This window comes from Acidovorax radicis N35, from assembly GCF_000204195.1.
GTDB classification, from domain to species: domain Bacteria; phylum Pseudomonadota; class Gammaproteobacteria; order Burkholderiales; family Burkholderiaceae_C; genus Acidovorax; species Acidovorax radicis.
On record NZ_AFBG01000021.1, the window covers coordinates 329112 to 350788 of the forward strand.

General features: G+C 65.9%; 17 protein-coding genes. 13 read left to right on the top strand and 4 right to left on the bottom strand.

What is annotated here, in order from left to right; all coding sequences use genetic code 11:
* Window positions 1–117 precede the first annotated feature (117 nt).
* From aptA to ARADN35_RS0118545, 8 genes are all read left to right on the top strand, one after another.
* Entirely contained in the window at window positions 118–1479 is a 1362-nt protein-coding gene (aptA, locus tag ARADN35_RS0118510) for an omega-aminotransferase AptA (RefSeq protein WP_010464759.1), read from the top strand.
* Between the two features lie 190 nt (window positions 1480–1669).
* Window positions 1670–3187, top strand: coding sequence for a CoA-acylating methylmalonate-semialdehyde dehydrogenase (locus ARADN35_RS0118515; RefSeq protein WP_010464761.1), 1518 nt, complete (start codon window positions 1670–1672; stop codon window positions 3185–3187).
* A 313-nt stretch (window positions 3188–3500) separates the two neighbouring features.
* Window positions 3501–5093 carry an ABC transporter substrate-binding protein gene (locus tag ARADN35_RS0118520; protein WP_208856830.1) on the top strand — a complete coding sequence of 531 codons (1593 nt, stop codon included), beginning with the start codon at window positions 3501–3503 and terminating at the stop codon, window positions 5091–5093.
* A 34-nt stretch (window positions 5094–5127) separates the two neighbouring features.
* On the top strand, window positions 5128–6081 hold the full coding sequence (locus ARADN35_RS0118525) for an ABC transporter permease (RefSeq protein WP_010464764.1): 954 nt from the start codon (window positions 5128–5130) through the stop codon (window positions 6079–6081).
* A 24-nt stretch (window positions 6082–6105) separates the two neighbouring features.
* Window positions 6106–7014, top strand: coding sequence for an ABC transporter permease (locus ARADN35_RS0118530; RefSeq protein ID WP_010464767.1), 909 nt, complete (start codon window positions 6106–6108; stop codon window positions 7012–7014).
* A 21-nt stretch (window positions 7015–7035) separates the two neighbouring features.
* A complete protein-coding gene (locus ARADN35_RS0118535) occupies window positions 7036–8076 on the top strand; it encodes an ABC transporter ATP-binding protein (protein WP_010464768.1) in 1041 nt (346 codons plus the stop codon).
* A gap of 55 nt (window positions 8077–8131) precedes the next feature.
* Window positions 8132–9139 carry an ABC transporter ATP-binding protein gene (locus tag ARADN35_RS0118540; protein ID WP_035197636.1) on the top strand — a complete coding sequence of 336 codons (1008 nt, stop codon included), beginning with the start codon at window positions 8132–8134 and terminating at the stop codon, window positions 9137–9139.
* Window positions 9136–10320, top strand: coding sequence for an amidase (locus ARADN35_RS0118545; RefSeq protein ID WP_010464770.1), 1185 nt, complete (start codon window positions 9136–9138; stop codon window positions 10318–10320). The genes ARADN35_RS0118540 and ARADN35_RS0118545 overlap by 4 nt, the downstream gene beginning before the upstream one ends.
* Before the next feature lie 20 nt (window positions 10321–10340).
* On the opposite strand, the gene ARADN35_RS0118550 is transcribed toward ARADN35_RS0118545, so the two are convergent.
* Complete coding sequence (locus tag ARADN35_RS0118550) at window positions 10341–10859, bottom strand: ureidoglycolate lyase (RefSeq protein ID WP_010464771.1); 519 nt, start codon at window positions 10857–10859, stop codon at window positions 10341–10343.
* A 228-nt stretch (window positions 10860–11087) separates the two neighbouring features.
* Here ARADN35_RS0118550 and ARADN35_RS0118555 point away from each other — a divergent pair, with 228 nt between their 5' ends.
* The 3 genes from ARADN35_RS0118555 to ARADN35_RS0118560 all read left to right on the top strand — a co-directional run bounded on the left by ARADN35_RS0118555 (window position 11088) and on the right by ARADN35_RS0118560 (window position 14561).
* Complete coding sequence (locus tag ARADN35_RS0118555; RefSeq protein ID WP_010464773.1) at window positions 11088–13433, top strand: NADP-dependent malic enzyme; 2346 nt, start codon at window positions 11088–11090, stop codon at window positions 13431–13433.
* A gap of 154 nt (window positions 13434–13587) precedes the next feature.
* Complete coding sequence (locus ARADN35_RS27465; RefSeq protein WP_010464775.1) at window positions 13588–13995, top strand: guanyl-specific ribonuclease; 408 nt, start codon at window positions 13588–13590, stop codon at window positions 13993–13995.
* Window positions 13996–14135: 140 nt separating this feature from the next.
* On the top strand, window positions 14136–14561 hold the full coding sequence (locus tag ARADN35_RS0118560) for a barstar family protein (protein WP_010464776.1): 426 nt from the start codon (window positions 14136–14138) through the stop codon (window positions 14559–14561).
* 382 nt (window positions 14562–14943) lie between these two features.
* Here ARADN35_RS0118560 and rsmA read toward each other — a convergent pair whose 3' ends face one another.
* From rsmA to ARADN35_RS0118580, 3 genes are read right to left on the bottom strand one after another with little or no spacing between them, the layout of a single operon-like run.
* A complete protein-coding gene (gene rsmA / locus ARADN35_RS0118570; protein ID WP_010464778.1) occupies window positions 14944–15723 on the bottom strand; it encodes a 16S rRNA (adenine(1518)-N(6)/adenine(1519)-N(6))-dimethyltransferase RsmA in 780 nt (259 codons plus the stop codon).
* Between the two features lie 30 nt (window positions 15724–15753).
* Window positions 15754–17166, bottom strand: a complete 1413-nt coding sequence (locus tag ARADN35_RS0118575) for a peptidylprolyl isomerase (protein WP_010464780.1) — start codon at window positions 17164–17166, stop codon at window positions 15754–15756.
* A gap of 11 nt (window positions 17167–17177) precedes the next feature.
* Window positions 17178–19547 carry an LPS-assembly protein LptD gene (locus ARADN35_RS0118580; protein ID WP_010464782.1) on the bottom strand — a complete coding sequence of 790 codons (2370 nt, stop codon included), beginning with the start codon at window positions 19545–19547 and terminating at the stop codon, window positions 17178–17180.
* A gap of 161 nt (window positions 19548–19708) precedes the next feature.
* Here ARADN35_RS0118580 and ARADN35_RS0118585 point away from each other — a divergent pair, with 161 nt between their 5' ends.
* Window positions 19709–20851 carry an aminoglycoside phosphotransferase family protein gene (locus ARADN35_RS0118585; RefSeq protein WP_029414175.1) on the top strand — a complete coding sequence of 381 codons (1143 nt, stop codon included), beginning with the start codon at window positions 19709–19711 and terminating at the stop codon, window positions 20849–20851.
* Between the two features lie 91 nt (window positions 20852–20942).
* Complete coding sequence (locus tag ARADN35_RS0118590) at window positions 20943–21674, top strand: 16S rRNA (uracil(1498)-N(3))-methyltransferase (RefSeq protein WP_010464787.1); 732 nt, start codon at window positions 20943–20945, stop codon at window positions 21672–21674.
* The last annotated feature ends 3 nt before the right edge of the window (window positions 21675–21677 follow it).

A 21677-nucleotide genomic window follows, 5' to 3' on the forward strand; every position in this document is an offset into this window, starting at 1 on the left:
AACATTGATATTGGATTATTTGAGAGATTAACAGGCGGCGCAACAATGCCCTACGTCAAGCCCCAGGCCGCTGGGGTTGCCCGCCTTTTGTCGCCGCCTTTGCACTGGAGAACCCCCATGAGCTTCGTCAACATCGAAAAACCCGCCGCTGGCGCCGAAGGCCCCCGCATGGACGCCGAATGGCTGGACGCGCACTGGATGCCCTACACGGCCAACCGCCAGTTCAAGGCCAACCCGCGCATGATCGTGGAGGGCAGCGGCGCGTACTACACCGACTCAGACGGCCGCAAGATTTTTGACGGGCTCTCGGGCCTGTGGTGTGCGGGCCTGGGCCACGGTCGCCGCGAGATAGCTGAAGCCATCGGCAAGCAGGCGATGAAGCTGGACTACGCGCCGGCCTTCCAGTTTGGCCACCCGCTGGGTTTTGAGCTGGCCAACCGCGTCAAGGAACTCACGCCCGCCGGGCTCGACTATGTGTTCTTCACGGGTTCGGGCTCCGAGTCCGCCGACACCTCCCTGAAGATGGCGCGCGCCTACTGGCGCGCCAAGGGCCAGGCCAGCAAGACGCGCCTGATCGGCCGCGAAAAGGGCTACCACGGCGTGAACTTTGGCGGCATTTCGGTGGGCGGCATCGTGGCCAACCGCAAGCTGTTCGGCCAGGGCGTGGAGGCCGACCACCTGCCCCACACGCAGCCGCCCGCAGGCTCGTTCCACAAGGGCATGCCGCCCACGGGCAAAGAGCTGGCCGACCGTTTGCTGGAAGTGATTGCGCTGCACGACGCCAGCAACATTGCCGCCGTGATCGTCGAACCCTTCTCGGGCTCGGCCGGTGTGGTGATCCCGCCCGTGGGCTACCTGCAGCGCCTGCGCGAGATCTGCACGCAGAACAACATCCTGCTGATTTTTGACGAAGTGATCAGCGGCTTTGGCCGCAGCGGCGCCTGGACGGGTGCCGAGGCCTTTGGCGTGACGCCCGACATCCTCAACTTTGCCAAGCAGGTCACCAACGGCGCGCAGCCGCTGGGCGGCGTGGTGGCCACCAAGGAGATCTACGACACCTTCATGGCTGCAGGTGGGCCCGAGTACATGCTCGAATTCCCGCACGGCTACACCTACTCGGCCCACCCCGTGGCCTGCGCTGCGGGCATTGCAGCGCTCGACATCCTGCAAAACGAAGACATGATCGGCCGCGTGAAGGCGCTGGCCCCTTACTTCGAGCAGGCTGTGCACAGCCTCAAGGGCGCCAAGCATGTGGCCGACATCCGCAACTTTGGCCTGGCCGCTGGCTTCACCATTGCGGCCGTACCCGGCGAGCCTGCCAAGCGCCCGTACGAGATCGCGATGAACTGCTGGAAGAAGGGCTTTTATGTGCGCTACGGTGGCGACACCATCCAGCTGGCGCCACCATTCATCAGCGAGCGCGCCGAGATTGACCGGTTGGTCAACGCGCTGGGCGACGCCCTGGCTGAAACGGCGTGATGACACACCCCCTGAGGCGCTACGCGCCTTCCCCCAAGGGGACGCCGCCAGCGCGGTGGGGCGGCCTTTGCGCGGCGGCCGCTGGCCTGGCGCGCGCCCGTTTCATCCGCCTGCGGGAACACTCCTGATTCAATAGCTGCTCGCGCTTTCTACATAAGCGCTAGCAGCACTTTTTATTCATATTTTTGCCATGAACCACGACAAGAACGTCACCACCACCGTCGGCCACCTGATCGACGGCAAGATCGTTGCGGACACCGCGCGCACGCAGCCGGTGTTCAACCCCGCCACCGGCCAATCGACCACCAGCGTGGCGCTGGCGAGCAAGGCCACCGTCGAGGCTGCCATTGCCTCGGCCGAGGCCGCCTTCCCGGCCTGGCGCAACACGCCACCGCTCAAGCGCGCACGGGTGATGAGCAAGCTGAAAGTCCTGCTCGAAGACAACGCCGACAAGATCGCCGCCCTGATCACGGCCGAACACGGCAAGGTGCTGGCCGATGCGCACGGCGAGCTGCAGCGCGGCATCGAGAACGTGGAATACGCGAGCTACGCGCCCGAGCTGCTCAAGGGCGAGCACAGCCGCAATGTGGGCCCCAACATCGACTCGTGGAGCGAGTTCCAGGCGCTGGGCGTCACCGCTGGCATCACCCCCTTCAACTTCCCGGCCATGGTGCCGCTGTGGATGTGGCCCATGGCCGTCGCTTGCGGTAACACCTTTGTGCTCAAGCCCTCCGAGCGTGATCCTTCTTCCACGTTGTTCATCGCCCAGCTGGCCCTGGAAGCCGGCCTGCCGCCGGGTGTGCTCAATGTCGTCAACGGGGACAAGACGGCCGTGGACACGCTGCTGCAGGACCCGCGCGTCAAGGCCGTGAGCTTTGTCGGCTCCACCCCGATTGCCGAGTACATCTACGCCGAAGGCTGCAAGCACGGCAAGCGCGTGCAGGCCCTGGGCGGCGCCAAGAACCACGCCGTGCTGATGCCCGACGCGGACGTGGGCAACGCCGTGAGCGCCCTGATGGGCGCGGCCTACGGCTCGTGCGGCGAGCGCTGCATGGCCATCCCGCTGCTGGTGGCCGTGGGCGACGCGGTGGGTGACGCCGTCATTGCGGGCCTCAAGACCGAGATTGCCAAGATGAAGGTCGGCCCGGGCACCGACAACAGCAACGACATGGGCCCGCTGGTCACGAAGCAGCACTTCGAGAAGGTGAAGGGCTATGTGGACCAGGGCGTGGCCGAAGGCGCCACGCTGGTGGTGGATGGCCGGGGCGTGCAGGTGGCAGGCCATGCGGAAGGCTACTTCCTGGGCGCCTGCCTGTTCGACAACGTCAAGCCTGGCATGAAGATCTACCAGGAAGAGATCTTCGGCCCCGTGCTCGGCGTGGTGCGCGTGAAGACGCTGCAGGAAGCCATGCAGCTCATCAACGACCACGAATACGGCAACGGCACCTGCATCTTCACGCGCGACGGCGAGGCCGCCCGCTACTTCACCGACCACATCCAGGTCGGCATGGTGGGCGTGAACGTGCCCCTGCCGGTGCCCGTGGCCTACCACTCGTTCGGCGGCTGGAAGCGCAGCCTGTTCGGCGACCTGCACGCCTACGGACCCGACGCCGTGCGCTTCTATACCAAGCGCAAGACCATCACGCAGCGCTGGCCGTCGGCCGGTGTGCGCGAGGGCGCGGTGTTCAGTTTTCCAAGCAGCCGCTGATCCATCAGGGGCGCGACAGGCGCCTCCCCAAAATTCCAACGGCCCCTCGCGGGCCGTTTTCTTTGGGCTGTCTTGTGGGTGGCGCACGCGCAGGGCGCACCACGGTGGGGAAACCCCGCCGCCGCACCTCGTTCATGGTGCACGGGGAAGTTTAGTGAACGCTGAAATGATGGCATGTCACTTGCTTTGAGAGGTTGACCTCAACCCCTCTCTGGAAGGTGATCCCATGAGCCATGCCCTGCCGCCGTCGCACACCCGTACCCCTCCACGCCAGCGCCCCGCGCCACTGGCCCTGGCGATGGCTTTCTCGTTGATGGGTGGCTCTGCCGCGCTGGCGCAAGAGAAGGTGCTGCGCATCGCGATGACGGCGGCAGACATCCCCCGCACGCTGGGCCAGCCCGACCAGGGCTTTGAAGGCAACCGCTTCACGGGCATTCCGATCTATGACTCGCTCACGCAGTGGGACCTTTCCAAGGCCGATACAGCCAGTGTGCTGATCCCTGCGCTGGCCACGTCGTGGACGGTGGATGACAAGGACAAGACGAAGTGGGTGTTCAAGTTGCGCCCTGGCGTGAAGTTCCATGACGGCGCCGCGCTCAACGCCGATGTGGTGGTGTGGAACGTGGCCAAAGTGCTGGACAAGGACGCCGTGCATTTCGACCCCAGCCAGGTGGGCGTGACGGCCTCGCGCATGCCCACGCTGCGCTCGGCCCGCAAGATCGACGACATGACGGTGGAGCTGACCACCAGCGAGCCCGACGCGTTCCTGCCCATCAACCTGACCAACCTGTTCATGGCGTCGCCCGCGCACTGGCAAAAGAAATTTGACGCGGCGGCAGGGGCCACGCCCGCCGACAAGTCCAAGGCGGCATGGACCGCCTTTGCGGCCGATCCCGCAGGCTCGGGCCCCTTCAAGGTCACGCGGTTTGTGGCGCGCGAACGCCTGGAGCTGGCCGCCAACAAGGCCTATTGGGACGCCAAGCGCACCCCCAAGATCGACAAGGTGGTGATGCTGCCCATGCCCGAGGCCAATGCCCGCACGGCCGCGTTGCTGGGCGGCCAGGTGGACTGGATCGAGGCCCCCGCACCGGATGCCATGCCGCAGATCACGCAGCGCGGGTTCAAGATCTATTCCAACGCCCAGCCCCATGTGTGGCCGTGGCAGCTGTCGTTTGCCGAGGGCTCGCCCTGGCTGGACAAGCGCGTGCGCCAGGCCGCCAACCTGTGCATTGACCGTGGGGGCATGAAGCAGCTGCTGGGCGGCATGATGGCCGAGCCCAAGGGCACGGTGCCCCCAGGCCACCCGTGGTGGGGCAACCCCAAGTTCGACATCAAGTACGACGTGAAGGCCGCGCAGGCGCTGATGGCGCAGGCGGGCTACTCGGCGGCCAAGCCCATCAAGGTCAAGGTGCAGATCTCGGCCTCGGGCTCGGGCCAAATGCAGCCGCTGCCGATGAACGAGTTTGCGCAGCAGTCACTCAAAGCATGTTTCTTTGACGTGCAGTTTGATGTGATCGAGTGGAACACCCTGTTCACCAACTGGCGCAAGGGTGCCAAGGATGCATCGGCCAACGGCGCCAACGCGGTGAACATCAGCTTTGCCGCCATGGACCCGTTTTTTGCGATGGTGCGTTTTGTGAGCACCAAGGCTTTTCCGCCGGTGTCCAACAACTGGGGCTACTACGGCAATGCCGAGGTGGACAAGCTGGTGGCCGATGCCCGCACCAGCTTTGACGAAAAGGCCCGCGACGCGGCCCTGGCCAAGCTGCATGCCCACATCGTGGAAGACGCGCCGTTTGTCTGGATTGCCCACGACGTGGGCCCACGCGCCATGTCGGCCAAGGTCAAGAACGTGGTGCAGCCGCGCAGCTGGTTCATCGACATCGCCACGATGACGATGGACTGAGCCCACGCCACCGACCTCAGCACGCCGCCCTTCCATGCTTGCCTACCTGCTGCGCCGCTTCCTCTATGCCCTGCCCATCATGCTGGGTGTGGCACTGGTGTGTTTCCTGCTGGTGCACCTGGCACCCGGCGACCCACTGGTGTCCATCCTGCCGCCCGACGCCTCGGCAGAGCTGCAGGCGCAGCTGCGCGAGCTGTATGGCTTCAACCGGTCGCTGCCAGAGCAGTTTGTGATGTGGGTGTGGCGCGCACTGCACGGCGACCTGGGGGTGTCGATTGCCAGCAACCGGGCCGTGGCGGGTGAGGTGATGACGGCCGTGGGCAACACGCTGCGGCTGGCCGTGGTGGCCACCTTCATCGGCTTTGTGCTGGGCAGCCTGTTTGGCTTTGTTGCGGGGTACTTTCGCAACTCGTGGGTGGACCGGCTGGCGTCCATGCTGTCGGTGCTGGGCGTGAGCGTGCCGCACTACTGGCTGGGCATGGTGATGGTGATCGTGTTCAGCTCGCAGTGGGCGCTGCTGCCCGCCACCGGCGCGGGGCCAGGCGGCTCCAGCGACTGGGCGTGGGACTGGGAACACCTGCAGTTCCTGGTGCTGCCTGCCGTCACCATGTCGGTGATCCCGATGGGCATCATCGCGCGCACGGTGCGCGCGCTGGTGGCCGACATCCTGGACCAGGAGTTCATCCTGGGCCTGCGCGCCAAGGGGCTTACGCACCGGGGAGTGTTCCGGCACATGGTGAAGAACGCAGCCCCCACGGCCCTGGCCGTGATGGGCCTGCAGCTGGGTTATCTGCTGGGTGGCTCGATCCTGATCGAAACGGTGTTTTCCTGGCCCGGCACGGGCTTCCTGCTGAACTCTGCGATCTTCCAGCGCGACCTGCCGCTGCTGCAGGGAACCATCCTGGTGCTGGCCCTGTTTTTTGTGCTCCTCAATCTGCTCGTGGACGTGCTGCAGACGCTGCTGGACCCGCGCATCGCCCGCGCCTGAAGCGGAAGAACAAGACCACCCACCATGGCCTCCACGACTGCACCCTCCTCTTCGGCGTCTGCCATTGCAGACAGCCCTGCGCCCGCGCTGCGCTCGCGCGGCTACTGGACAGCCGCGCTGGTGCGGTTCACCCGCGACCCGGTGGCCATGGGGGCGGCGCTGGTGGTGTTGCTGCTCATCGGTCTGGCGGTGCTGGGCCCGTGGATTGCGCCGACAGACCCGTATGCAGCGTCCATGCTCAAGCGGCTCAAGCCCATCGGCACCGAAGGGCTGCCACTGGGCAGCGATGAGCTGGGTCGCGACATGCTGTCGCGGCTCATCGTGGGCGCGCGCCTGTCGCTGTTCATTGGCATCACGCCCGTGGTGTGCGCTTTTGTGCTGGGCTCGGTGATCGGCATCGTGGCGGGCTACGCCGGGGGCATCACCAATACGGCCATCATGCGCACCATCGACGTGTTCTACGCCTTTCCGTCGGTGCTGCTGGCGATTGCGCTGTCGGGCGTGCTGGGCGCGGGCGTCGTCAACTCGCTGATCTCGCTCACCATCGTGTTCATTCCGCAGATTGCGCGGGTGGCGGAAAGCGTGACCACCCAGGTGCGCAACCGCGACTACGTGGAGGCCGCGCGCGCTTCTGGCGCGAACCCGTTCACTATCGTGCGCGTGCACGTGCTGGGCAATGTGCTGGGGCCCATCTTTGTCTACGCCACCAGCCTGATCGCGGTGTCGATGATCCTGGCTTCAGGCCTGTCGTTCCTCGGCCTGGGGGTCAAGCCGCCCGAGCCCGAGTGGGGCCTGATGCTCAACACGCTGCGCACGGCCATCTACGTGCAGCCGTGGGTGGCGGCGCTGCCGGGACTGATGATTTTCGCCACTTCGATCTCGTTCAACATCCTCTCCGACGGCCTGCGCTCGGCCATGGACAACAAGGGCTGAGAGGCCGAAAGTCTTCTGACCATGCACACGATCACCGATGTCGGCGGACCCGCGCAGCCTCTGCTCACCATCAGGGGGCTGGTCAAGCACTTCCCGCTCAAGAAGGATGCGCTGGGGCGCGGCGGGGGCGTGGTGCATGCGGTGGATGGCGTGAACTTCGAAGTCCTCAAGGGGGAAACGCTGGGGGTGGTCGGGGAATCGGGCTGCGGCAAGTCGACGACGGCGCGCTTGCTGATGCAGCTCATCGCACCCACGGCCGGGGAGATCGTGTTTGACGGCCGCACCGTGGGCAGCCGCGATCTGCCCCTCAAGGAGTTCCGGCGCCAGGTGCAGATGGTGTTCCAGGACAGCTATGCGTCCCTGAACCCGCGCCTGACCATCGAAGATTCCATCGCCTTCGGACCACAGGTGCACGGCGTGCCGCAGCGCGAGGCCATCGCCCGTGCGCGCAGTCTGCTGGACCGTGTGGGCCTGGCCCCGGCGCGGTTTGCCGAGCGCTATCCGCACGAGCTGTCGGGCGGGCAACGCCAGCGGGTCAACATTGCGCGTGCACTGGCATTGCAACCCCGCATGGTGATCCTGGACGAGGCGGTGTCTGCGCTCGACAAATCGGTGGAAGCGCAGGTGCTGAACCTGCTGACCGACCTCAAGGTGGAATTTGGCCTGACCTATGTGTTCATCAGCCACGACCTGAACGTGGTGCACTACATGAGCGACCGGGTGATGGTGATGTACCTGGGCCAGGTGGCAGAGATCGGGCCGTCCGATGCCCTGTTCACAAAGCCCGCGCACCCCTACACCGGCGCCCTGCTGTCGTCCATGCCGTCCATGGACCCCGACCACCGCACGCTGGAGGCGCCGCTGGCGGGCGACCCGCCCAACCCCATCAACCCGCCGTCGGGCTGCCGGTTTCATCCGCGCTGCAGCATGGCTGCGGCGGTGTGCGCGCAGCGAGTGCCCGTGCGCACCACCACCGGCCCGCACCATGTCGCAGCCTGCTTGGTGCATGAACCCGGCAGCGGCCACCCCCAAGCGCCGCAGCCGATGGCCCAGGCGGCCTGAAAGCAACACCATGACCCTGGACACCCTTCCTCCTTCGTCGGGGGCCACCGAACCCATGGTGGAGCTTCATGACCTCAGCGTCACCTTTACCGGTGGCCGCAGGCCGGTACAAGCCGTCAGCGGTGTGAGCCTGCAGGTGCAGCGTGGCGAGGTGGTTGCGCTGATTGGAGAATCCGGGTCTGGCAAAAGCGTGACGCTGCGCACCTTGCTGCGCCTGCACCCCGAGCGGCGCACCCGCATTGCAGGCAAGGTACGGGTGGCCGGCCAGAACCTGCTGACCTTGTCGGGCCGCGACTTGGCGGACTACCGAGGCAAGGTGGCGGCGATGATTTTTCAGGAGCCTTTGCTGGCGCTGGACCCGGTGTACACGGTGGGGGCACAGATCGTGGAGTCGATCCGCCGCCACGAGAATGTGACCGCCGCACAGGCCCAGGAACGTGCGCTGGCCTTATTCAAGCGCGTGCGCATACCCAGCCCGGAGCGGCGGCTGCAGGCCTATCCACACGAAATGTCGGGCGGCATGCGCCAGCGCGCCATGATTGCCCTGGCGCTGGCCTGCCGCCCGCAACTGCTGCTGGCCGACGAACCCACCACCGCGCTCGATGCGACCGTGCAGATCCAGATCCTGCTGCTGCTGCGCGAACTGCAGCGTGACCTGGGCCTGTCGGTGATCTTTGTCACGCACGACATTGGCGCCGCCGTCGAAGTGGCCGACCGCATTGCCGTGATGTACGCAGGGCGCATTGTGGAAGAGGGCACCGCGCGGGACCTCATTCGCCACCCGCGACACCCGTACACCATTGCGCTGCTCAAAAGCCGGGCGCATGGCGCCATGGCACGCGGCACGCCGCTGGAGACCATTGCCGGTGCCCCCCCAGACCTGTCAAACCTGCCCCCCGGCTGCGCCTTTGCCGAGCGCTGTACGCTGGCAACGCCAGCATGCCGCACACAACAACCTCCGGCCGTCCAGATAGCGCCCGGCCACCGTGCGCTGTGCCTGCGCACTGAGGCCGCAGCAGCCATCGCCCCCGAGCTTCTTCCCGTTGTTGACACCACTCCATGACTGCGCACGACCCAGCCCACGCCTTTGTTCCCTATCCCCCCGTACCGGTAGTGAACGCCAGCACGGGCCCCCTGAGCGGGCTGTGTTTTGCAGCGAAGGACCTGTTTGATGTGGCGGGCTACCCCACCGGAGGCGGCAACCCCGTGGTGCTGGCACTGTCGGGCACCAAGACGCGTACCGCACCCACCGTGCAGAAGCTGCTCGACGCGGGGGCTCGGTTTGTGGGCAAGACCGTGACCGATGAGCTGGCGTTTTCGATGAACGGGAACAACGCGCACTTTGGCGCGCCCCTCAATGGGGCTGCGCCTGACCGGATCACGGGGGGTTCATCGTCAGGCTCCGCAGCGGCCGTGTCGTCCGGGCTGTGCGACTTTGCGCTGGGCACCGATACCGGCGGGTCGGTACGGGCGCCTGCCAACCATTGCGGCCTGTACGGGCTGCGCCCCACGCATGGGCGCGTGAGCCTGGAAGGGGCGATGGACCTGGCACCGAGCCTGGACACCTGCGGCTGGTTTGCGCGCGATGTGCAGACCTTTGCCCGGGTCGCCGACGTATTGCTGGGCGACGATGCGGCCCCGCTGCCACCCCGGGTGCGCCTGCTGCTCCCCACGGATGTGTGGGCGCTGCTCGACCCCACGGTGGTGGGCGCTCTGCAGGGTGCCACGCAGCAGGTGACGGACTTGCTTGGCCCCTCGCAGCCCGCCAACGCGGTGCTGGAGTCCTTCGACACGATGTACTGGAACTTTCGGTACGTGCAGGGGCGAGAAGCCTGGATGACCGACGGGCCACTGATCGAGCGCTACGCGCCCCCCCTGGGGCCGGGTGTGGCCGAGCGTTTTGCCTGGTCCCGCGACGTGACTGATGGGCAGGTGGCCAGCGCACGCGCCTTTCGGGATCGCTATCGCGCCCATCTTGCGGCGCTGCTGGGCCGGGATGGCGTCCTGCTTCTGCCCACGATGCCCGACATCGCACCGCTGCGCACGGCCCCCGAAAGCAGCCTGGAGGACTACCGCAACCGGGCCATCCAGATGTTGTGTATCGCCGGGCTGTCCGGGTTTCCACAACTGTCCATGCCGCTGGCGCGGCGCGACGGTGCGCCCTTGGGGCTGTCGCTTCTGGGCCCAGCAGGCAGCGACCGCTCATTGACTGCGCTGGCCGAGCGCATTGCGACGAAGGAGTGAGCGGGCTCCCCCGCAGCGCGCTATCGCCGCTCCAGCCGCAAGGGCAGGTCCAGCCGGTGGAGTTCGCAGTCCACCACAGCGGCTGCGCGCTCGATCACCAGAAAATCGCCCGCATCGACTGCCAGCAAGGCGTGGTGCCAGGTGCCCGGGGCCAGCACAACGCCCTGCCGGCCGTCGGTGACAAAGGCCCGGATCTCTCCGCCACTGGGCATTTCGCCTGCCGGGGCCACCACCACCACAAAGCGCACCACGCCCCAGGGCACAAAGGTCTGGCTGCCCCACCGATGGCATTCCATCTCGTGCACTTGCAGCGGAAATTGGCGTGCCTGCGCGCGAAAAAGCGCCAGTTGCGCCCGACCACCCTCTGCCCCCAATTGCAGGTCGTCTACCAGATCAAATCGTTCTGAGCTGCCCGCATTGATGGGGCGGCCCGGGCCCGCAGGCGCCTGCAGCACCGCCCCAAAAGGGAGAAACGCCGTGGGGGTCAGGGGGACCGGCACCAGTGTTGCAAAGTCGGCAGGGCACGCAGGAGCATTCATGCCTTCCACCCCAGCAAGAACTGAACCCGGCCATCGGCGATGTAGGGATCGCCAGGGATCATTGGCTGCATCGGGATCACAATTGACCCACCCATATAAGCAGATTCGCTTACTAGGGTTTTTACCGTCTCCGCCCTACAATCGCAGACCCTTACAAAGCTGACAACCGCTGCGGAGCCCCTGCGGCATGTTTTTTTGCACCCATCCTGACTGAGTTGGAGACACTGAATGCCCGAGAACACCACGGCCCAGAACAACAACAACGATTCCGACAAGCGCGCCCAATTGCGCCGTGCCGCCCTCGAGTACCACGAGTTTCCCAAGCCCGGCAAGATCGCGATTGCCGCCACCAAGCAGATGGTGAACCAGCATGACCTGGCGCTGGCCTACTCGCCTGGCGTGGCAGCACCTTGCGAAGAAATCGTGAAGGACCCGGCCAATGCCTTCCGCTACACCTCGCGGGGCAACCTGGTCGCCGTCATCACCAACGGCACCGCCGTGCTGGGCCTGGGTGACATTGGCGCCCTGGCCTCCAAGCCCGTGATGGAGGGCAAAGCCGTACTGTTCAAGAAGTTTGCCGGCGTGGACGTGTTCGACATCGAGATCGACGAGAAGGACCCACAAAAGCTGGTGGAAGTGATTGCCGCGCTGGAGCCGACGTTCGGCGCCATCAACCTCGAAGACATCAAGGCACCCGACTGCTTCTATGTGGAGCGCGAGCTGCGCAAGCGCATGAAGATCCCGGTTTTCCACGACGACCAGCATGGCACGGCCATCACGGTGGCCGCAGCGATCGTGAACGCGCTGAAGGTGGCGGGCAAGAAGATCGAAGACGTGAAGCTCGTGACCAGCGGCGCAGGCGCAGCAGCGCTGGCTTGCCTGAACCTGCTGCTCAAGGTGGGCGTGCAGCGCAAGAACGTGTTCGTCACCGACCTGGCCGGCGTGGTCTACGAAGGCCGCGAAGAGCTGATGGACGACGACAAGCGCCAGTTCATGCAGAAGACCGATGCCCGCAAGCTGGCCGAGGTGATGGTGGGCGCGGATGTGTTCCTGGGCCTGTCGGCAGGCAATGTACTCAAGCCCGAAATGGTCGCCTCGATGGCCGAGCGCCCGGTGATCTTCGCGCTGGCCAACCCCAACCCCGAGATCCTGCCCGAACTGGCCCACAGCGTGCGCAGCGACATCATCATGGCCACGGGCCGCTCGGACTACCCGAACCAGGTCAACAACGTCCTGTGCTTCCCCTACATCTTCCGCGGCGCACTGGACTGCGGCGCCACCACCATCACCGATGAGATGGAGATTGCCGCTGTTCACGCCATCGCAGAATTGGCCCAGGCCGAGCAGAGCGAAGTGGTGGCCGCAGCCTACGTGGGCGAAAAACTGTCGTTCGGCCCCGAATACCTGATCCCCAAGCCGTTCGACCCGCGCCTGATGATGAAGATCGCGCCGGCCGTGGCCCAGGCCGCTGCCGACAGCGGTGTGGCGCAGCGCCCCATCGCCGATATGGACGCCTACCGCGACCGGCTGCAGACCTTTGTCTACGCCTCGGGCACGACGATGAAGCCCATCTTCGACGCCGCGCGCACCGCCGCCAAGAAGCGCGTGGCCTACGCCGAGGGTGAAGAAGAACGCGTGCTGCGCGCCGCGCAGATCGTGGTGGACGAGAAGGTCGCCCGCCCCACACTGATTGGCCGCCCGGCCATCATCGCCCAGCGCATCGAGCAATTCGGCCTGCGCCTGAAGGAAGGCGTGGACTACGACGTGGTCAACACCGATTTTGACCACCGCTACCGCGACTTCTGGCAAACCTACCACCGCATGACCGAGCGCAAAGGCATCACCCAGCAGGTCGCCAAGATCGAGATGCGCCGGCGCCTGACCCTCATCGGCTGCATGATGCTGCACAAGGGCGAGGTGGACGGCCTGATCTGCGGTACCTGGGGCACCACCGCCAATCACCTGCTCTACATCGACCAGGTGATCGGCAAACACGCAGGCGGCGCCGACAGCACGGCGCAGGATGTACCGGTGTATGCCTGCATGAACGGCCTAATGTTGCCGGGGCGCCAGGTGTTCCTGGTGGACACGCACGTCAACTACGACCCCACGCCGACCGAACTGGCGGAAATCACCGCCCTCGCTGCCGAAGAAATGATGCGCTTCGGCATCAAGCCTAAGGCCGCGCTGCTGTCGCACTCCAATTTCGGCACCAGCAACCACCCCAGCGCCGTGAAGATGCGCCAAACGCTGGAACTGCTGCGCCAACAGGCCCCCTGGCTGGAGGTGGACGGCGAAATGCACGGTGATGTGGCGCTGGATGGCAAGGCCCGAGCAGCCCTCATGCCCAGCAGCGAGCTGACGGGTGACGCCAACCTGCTGGTGTTCCCCAACATCGACGCGGCCAACATCGCCTACAACCTGCTCAAGACCGCCGCAGGCGGCGGCATCGCCATCGGCCCGGTGCTGCTGGGCGCTGCCAAGCCGGTTCACATCCTGACGCCCAGCGCCACCGTGCGCCGCATCGTGAACATGACAGCCTTGACTGTGGCCGATGCCAACGTGTCAAGATAAGCCAAAAATTGATAGCAAGCGCTAACTTAAAGCGCTTGCTTCTCCCTTCAGCGTCTGCCCAATCTTTGTGCAGACGCTTGCTTTTTGGGGGCCGTTGAGCGACACTAGCGGCTCGAAATTTCGGGTTAACCCGTAGTTTCTGAAAGGTTCGTTGATGCTGAAGGCTGTAGCCACCCGGGCGCGCAAAGCAGGGTTTTTGTGTGTTTTGGGTGTTGCGTTCGTGTTGTCCCCGGTTGCGGGGCATGCCCGGAACTCCCCGTCCACCGACGGCTCCATATCCCCTATCGCATTGGCCGAGTTGCCGCCCCAAGGGCGGGCGACGTATGCGCTGATCCGTGAAGGAGGGCCCTTTCCGTATGACAAGGACGGAACGGTTTTTGGTAATCGCGAGCGGCTGTTGCCCGCCCACCAGCGGGGTTACTACCGTGAGTACACCGTCAGAACACCAGGATCGCGTAACCGGGGAGCCCGGCGCATCGTGTGTGGCGGCAAGCCCCGGGTTCCGGACGCCTGCTACTACACCAGCGATCACTACGCCAGTTTTCGCGAGATCGTTGAGTGACCCCCGTTGCGCTGCACGCAGGCCAGAGATACGCTGGCGGCGGTCAGTGCGCCCCCTTGAATCCCCCACCCGCAGGCTGCATCCCGCAGCCTTGCGAAATGCCAGAAGTTTGTGGACTTTAAAAAGAAAGAGTAGCGGAGATGCAGACGCCACTTCGTAAGGACCTGGAAACGCCACTGCGTGGCGTGCGCACCAACATCGTGCAGTCCATTCGCGCTTTCCGCGTGCAGGACTTGCAGGATGCAGCCACTTCCATGGGTCACCATTTCTTGTACGCCAACCTGGCCCACGCGCAGTCCAAGCAGGATGTGCTGGACCTGATTGCCGGGCAATTCACCTTCCCGTCGCACTTCGGCAAGAATTTTGATGCGTTGTACGACTGCATGACGGACCCCTTGCACAAATCGGGCCCACAGCCCGGCTTTATCGTGGTGCTGGAGCAGATCCCCGCCACGGGCAAGTTCGACAAGGAAGCGCGTGAACAGCTGCTCGATATCTTCCGCGACGCCGCCGACTACTGGGGCGACCGCAAGATACCGTTCCGGTGTTTCTATTCTTTTCTGTAGCCCGTTCTGCATCCACCAGCCAAGCAGAACGGGCGAACGAGGCTACCGGCACCCCAGGTGTCGAGGGCATTGAGATCGGCACGGACTCCGGCGAAAAAATGCCGACCGACAAGCTGGTCGATGTCTCACCCATGGCGCTGCGCATGAGCAGCCCCTTCAACGCGGGCTACTGGCTCAGCGCCGCCTGAATTCGGCAAATCCCCCTGAGCGGCTGCGCCGCTTCCCCCCTTCTCTCGGCTTCACCGGGAAGGGGGACACCACCAGCGCAGCGGGGCGGGGTGGTCTTGTGCGGCGGTTGCTGGTCGGGGCCGCGTCAGTTGCTGCGCGTTTTTAGTCAAATCAGGCGCTAGCGCTTATCCATAAAGCGCTAACAGCTATTATTTTAAGAGCACTCCTGTGCCAGAGCCACAAACTCGCTCACCGGCACCTCCTCGGCACGGCGCTGGGTGTCGAAGTGGCCGGCAAACTGGCGTGACTCCAACCAGCGGCCCAGCGTGTGGCGCAGCAGCTTGCGGCGCTGGCTGAAGGCGACCTGCACGAGTTCTTCCAGCAAGGGCACAGACAAAGGCGCCGGCTCCGCGCGCGGCACCATGCGCACCACGGCGCTGTCCACGCGCGGGGGCGGGTCAAAGCTCTCGGGCGGTACGAACAACACGTTTTCCATCGCGTAGCGCCATTGCAGCATGACTGACAGGCGCCCATAGTCACTGGTGGCAGGCTTGGCCACCATGCGGTCGATCACTTCCTTTTGCAGCATGAAGTGCTGGTCTTCGATGACCTGCACATGGTCCAGCAAATGGAACAGGATGGGCGTGGAGATGTTGTAGGGCAGGTTGCCCACCACGCGCAGCCGCAGGTCAGGCTGTTCTGCTTTTTCGCGCATCGCGAGCGCCAGCGCAGTGAAATCCACCTTGAGCACATCGGACTCGATCACCTCCAGCTGGCCGTGCAGCCGCAGGCGCAAGGCCAGGTCGCGGTCCAGCTCGATGACCGTGAGGCGCCCCAGGCGCTCCACCAAGGGCTGCGTCAGCGCTGCAAGCCCCGGCCCGATCTCGACCATGGGCTGGCCCGGCTGGGGCGCAATGGCCTGCACGATGTCTTCGATGATGCCCTTGTCGGACAGAAAATGCTGCCCGAAGCGCTTGCGGGGAATGTGTTTCAACGCGTGCTTACCTGTCTGTTCATCGGTCGGTCATTGCGGCGGGTCGCGGTATTCCACGTACGCGCGCCCGCGCAGCTCCTGCGCCCAGGTGGCGTAGGCCTCGTCCAGCTTCTTCTCGCGCACGGTATCGCGCGCCATGTCGCGCTGCTCGCGCTGGGTGAGCTTGGCCTCGCGGCGCTCCAGCAGCTGAATCAGGTGCACACCAAAACGCGACACCACGGGTTCGCTGATGTCGCCGGGCTTGAGGGCGTTCAGGGCCTGCTCGAACTCGGGCACATAACGGCCCGGGGTGGCCCAGCCCAGATCGCCACCTTCCTTGGAGCTGCCATCCTGCGAATGCTCGCGGGCCAGCGCGGCAAAATCGGCCTGCCCCATCTGCACGCGGCGGCGGTAATCGGCCAGGCGCGTGGCGGCTGCGCTTTCGGAAAGCTGTGGCCCCGTGCGCAGCAGGATGTGGCGGGCGTGGCTTTGCACCACCGTGGTGGGCACGCCCGCCGTGACACGCTCAATCACCTTGAGCACGTGGAAACCCGCTGGCGAGCGCACGGGCCCGACGATGCCGCCCACGGGCAGGCCCAGCGTGGAGTTCACAAACAGCTCGGGATAACGGTCGGCCGGGCGCAGGCCCAGCTGGCCGTTGGCGCGCTGCCCCTCGGGCGCGTCGGAAAACTCCCGGGCCACGGCCGCAAAGTCTTCCCCCGCGCGCACCTTGTCGGCCGCGCGCTGGGCGCGTGCCTGGCGCTCGGCCACCTGCACGGGGCTCGCGTTCTCGGGCACCAGGACCAGCACGTGGCCCAGGTTGATCTCCATCGCGGCGACATCGTTGCCCTTTTGCTGTTCGCGCAGGTACTGGTCGATGTCCAGGTCCGAGACTTTCACACGCGCTTCCACCTCCCGCTCTCGCAGGCGCTGCAGCAGCAGCTGGTTGCGCAGCTCCTCGCGGAAGCGCTCCTTGCCCATGCCGTCCCGGGCCAGGCGGCGGTAGAGGTCATCGACCGACATGTTGTTCTGGCGGGCCACGCCTTGTTCGGCCTGCGACACGGCGAAGTCATCCACCTTGATGCCGGATTCGCGCGCCTGCTGCAGCTGCGCACGCTCCAGAATGATCCGCTCGAGCACCTCGCGGGCCAACAGATCGCGGGCCGGCATGGCCCCCCCCTGCTGGGCCAGCTGGACCTCGGCACGTGCAAGCCGCGAACGCACTTCGTTGTTGGTCACGGGCTCGGAATTGACCACGGCGACGATGAAGTCCGCCTGCCGGGGCGCAGAGCTGCTGCTGCCGCTCGTCTCGGGAGGCAGCGTGATCGACGGTGCGGCCGCCGGTCGCGCCGTCAGCCCCTTGCCCGACGGCGTGCCGGAAGGGCGCAGGCCCTGGGCCAGGGCACCCTGAGACATCAGGGAAGCCAGGGTGGCAATGGCCAGTGCGATGACACGGTGATTCATGGCGTTAAGCGTTAGTCATAGTTGCTGAAGCGGCTGGGCGTCGTGACCTGCTCGCGCAGGTTCTGGTAACGCGGCACATTTTGCTTGAAGGTGTCCAGCGGACTGGAGCCCAGGCTCAGGCGCGAGAAGCCGACGAACTCGATCTGGAACAACAGGCGGGTGTTGGACGTAGTCACGCTGCTTTGCAGGCGCTCCAGCACCACGCGGCCGATCCAGCAGCAGCTGTCGTATTCAAGGCCCACCACGGTATCCACCAGCTTGCGATCCTGCAGGCTGTAGTTCAGGCGGCCCACGCTGTACCAGCGCCCGCCGCCCTGGCCCCGGCCCGCACCCAGGTCCTTGCCCTTGTCGCCCCACAGGTCGTTCAAGGGCCATTGCCAGCCGATATCGATCTGCTCGCTCGTGCCGCGCTGCAGGCGGTAGGCCGCGCTCACGGTGCGGTAGTTGCCGGGGCTGTAGCGCGCGCCAATGGTCGAGCGAATGGAGCGGCCCGTCTTGGGGTTGTACTGCACGGTGGAGTCAAAGCCCCACTGCGGCGTCCAGGTGACGCCCGCACCCAGCAGCAAGTCCGACAGGCGCTCGCTCACGGGGGTGCCGCCCGGCAGGGTGACCTTCTGGTCCGAGAACCGCAGCCGCTGGGCAATGCCGAAGCGCGCGGCCTCGGCGCCCGTGTTCGGGTCCAGCAGCCGCGTCGTCACGCCCAGGGTGAGCAGGTTGTTGTCGGCCAGCCGGTCGTTGCCTCCGAAGGCGTTCTCGGTATAGATCGTGGCGAAGTTGAAATCGTTGGCCGCCGTGTCGTACACCGGCAGCATGCTCTGGTCGCGGTAGGGCGTGTAGGTGTAGAACGCGCGCGGCTCCAGCGTCTGCAAAAAGGCGCGCCCAAAGTAGGCGGCATCGCGTTCGAACACCAGGCCGCTGTCCAGGCTGAAGGTGGGCAGGGTGCGATTGGCCGAGCGCTGCCCGTTGGACAGCGCCGAGTCAAACTGGTACTGCGTGGCATGCAGCTGCAGGCGCGGGGTGATGAAGCCCCCGGGCGACAGGAACGGCCGGCTGATCTGCGCCATCGCATAGCTGCGGTTGGCATTGGGCTGGCCTGTCAGGTCGCGGGCCGCCTGGAACCGCGTGGTGTCCAGTTCCACACTGGCATCCAGCCCACCGCCCAGCTGCGACGGTGTATAGCGCCATTGCAGCTGAGGCAGACGGTCGTAAGGCGGCACGATGGGCGAGGTCACATCCTGCAGCGTCTGCCACTTGAGGGTGCGCACCCGGGCCGACATGTCCGTGCCCGCCCACGACAGCATGGCGTCGCCGGGCAGCAGGCGCTGGCGCAGCAGGTCCGAGGCCCGGCCAAAGTCGCGCCAGTAGTTGTCGTCGCTGACGCGGTTGACATTGAGGTTGAGCCCCAGCCCGCCCATCGGCGTATCAAAAGCGCCCTGGTGCTGGCCTGAAAAGCTCCAGCGCATGCGGTCGCGCAGGCGGTCGGAGGGCATGACATCGGCGCTGATCTGGCCAACGTAGCTGGGCTCCAGGTAGCGGAACTCGCCCCCCAGGTTGGCGCCGCGCTTGGTCATGAGGGCGGCACGCAGCGTGGCATCCCGGTTGGGAGCAATGTTCCAGTAGTAGGGCTGCATGTACGCCACCCCGTCGCGGCTGTCCAGCCCGATGGTGGGCGGCAGCAGGCCGGACTTGCGCTTGTCCGACAGCGGGAAGGTGATGTACGGAATGGGCAGCAGGGACACGCCCTTGAACTCCAGCACCGCATCTTCGGCCGTGCCGACCTCTTCCTCGTTGTCAATGCGGATGGTGGCGGCGCGCAGCACCCAGTCGGGCCGCCAGCTTTCTTCATTGCCGCGCTCGCAGGTGGTGTACGTGGCGTTGTGCACCACGGCCCGGTCGCGGTCGATGAAATCCACGCGCGTGGCATCGCCATGGGCCTGGGTGGCCAGAAACTTGTAGCGCGCGTCGCTGAAGAAGCCCTCGAAGGCATCCACCCGCAGCTCCAGCGCCGTGCCTTCGTACACGTTGCCCGCGCGGTTGATGCGCACCTTGCCATTGGCCTTGGCGAGGTCTTCGGGCACGTTGTAGTCCAGCCGGTCGGCACGGATCACGGTATCGCCACGGCGCAATTCGGCATTGCCTTCGATGACGGCGTTCAGGTCGGTCTGGCCGCTGATGTGGTCACCGGTCACGAACACCGGCAGCTGGGGGCGCACAGCATCCGGGATCTTTTCCTGCAGCAGCGGGGAGCTGCGCAACGCAGTGGGGGCATCCCAGGCGCTGGCAGGCGGGGCGTCAGGCGCCTGCGCCCACACGGAGAGCGGCAGACCGCACCAGGCCAGCGCCACGCCATAGGCCAGGGCCCGGGGCACGGGGGCGCGCAACCGCTCGGGCTTCGCCTTGACGGACCGGGAACGGGGGGAGGAGGTCTGCACGGTGGGGGGCTTGCAGCGTGGCACGTGGGGCGGTGGGCAGGGGCAGATAAAAAGGAGGAACCCGCCCACCTCAGAGTCTGGGGGAGCGGGTTTGTAAAATCGGATTATCCATGAGCCACCCATCTTCCCCTTCTCCCGCCTGCCCGCCCCCGGGCACAGCCGTGGCAACCCCCGCAACTTCCACCGTGGCCTGGCCCGACGCGGCCCGCCAGGCGGCCTTCGAGGCCTGGCTTGCGCCGCTCGTGGGGTCCCACCAGTTGTTGCCCGCCACACTGCGTCCGGCCTCGGCCGACGCAAGCTTTCGGCGCTACCTGCGCATCGACAGCGCCACGGGCAGCAGCCGCATCGTGATGGACGCACCGCCGGACAAGGAAAACTGCCGCCCCTTCGTGCAGGTGCAGGGCCTCATGGCCGCTGCGGGCCTGAACGTGCCGCAGATCCTGGCCTGGGATGAAGCTGGCGGCTTCATGCTGTTGTCCGACCTGGGCCACCAGACGCTGATCGAGCTGCTGAACCCCGAGAAGCCCCAGGCCGCCTACGCCTGGTACCAGCAAGCCACGGACGTGCTGCTGGACTGGCAAAAGGCCTCCCAGCCCGGCGTGCTGCCGGCCTATGACGAAGCGCTGCTGCGCCGCGAACTGGCCCTGTATCCCGACTGGTACCTGGGCCAGCACCGGGGCGTCACGCTGGACGACCAGCAGCAGGCCACCCTGGGCAGCGCCTTCGACGCCATCGTGGCGCACAACCTGGCCGCGCCCAGCGTGTACGTCCACCGCGACTTCATGACACGCAATCTGATGGCGCCCATCGAAGACGGCGCGCCGCTCGGGGTCCTGGACTTCCAGGACGCAGTCTATGGCCCCATCACCTATGACATTGCCAGCCTGCTGCGCGACGCGTTCATCAGCTGGGAAGAGGAATTTGTCATCGACATTACCGTGCGTTACTGGGAGAAGGCCCGCAAGGCAGGGCTGCTGGGTGCCACCAGTGCCAGCGGCTGGGGCAACGACTTTGGCGAGTTCTACCGCAGCGTCGAGTGGATGGGCCTGCAGCGCCACCTCAAGGTCGCCGGCATCTTTGCACGCCTGACCTTGCGCGACGGCAAGCCCAAGTACCTGGCCGACGCGCCCCGCTTCATGGCCTACATCCGCGCCACGGCCAACCGCTACCGGCAGCTGGGGCCCCTGCTCAAGATGCTCGACCAGATCGAAGGCACCGAGCCGGTCACGGGCTTTGCCTACGGCCGGATGTAGTGGCGCGACTGGGCGTACGCAGTAAAAATCGAATCAAATCAGGCTCTAGCGCTTATCCATCAAGCGCAAACAGCTATAAATTAAGTAGCAAATGCCCCGTTTCCATTGCCCGGCCCTTCTGGCCACCGGCGCCGAGCTGGATTTGCCCCCCGGCGCTGCGCGCCACGTGCAGGTGCTGCGCCTGCAGCCGGGCGACACCATCACGCTGTTCCATGGCGGCCAGGGCGAGGGCGACCCGGGCGGGGAGTTTGACGCCACCGTGCTGCGCATGGGCCGCAGCGACGTGCGCGTGGTGGTGGGTGCCCACCATGCCACCGAACGCGAAGCCCCGCGCGCCGTGCACCTGCTGGCCGGCATCACCGCCAACGAACGCATGGACTGGCTTGTCGAAAAAGCCACCGAGCTGGGCGTCGCCAGCATCACACCCCTGGTGGCCGAGCGCAGCGTCCTCAAGCTCAAGGGCGAGCGCGCCGAGAAAAAAATCGCCCACTGGCAGGCCGTGGCCGTGGCCGCCTGCGAACAATGCGGCCGCAACCGCGTGCCCGTGGTCCACGGCGCCGTGGACCTGGCAGCCTGGGTGCGCGCCCAGACTGCGGCTTCACAACGCCTGCTGCTGTCGCTGCGCGCGGGCACGGCACCGCTGCGCACGGCGGCGGCCCCATCCGGACCCGTGGTGTTCCTCTCTGGCCCCGAGGGCGGCCTCTCCAGTGCCGAGGAAGACCTGGCGCTGCAACACGGCTTCACCCCGATCACGCTGGGGCCCCGCGTGCTGCGCGCCGAGACGGCGCCACTCGCGGCCCTGGCGGCACTCACCCTCGTTTAGATC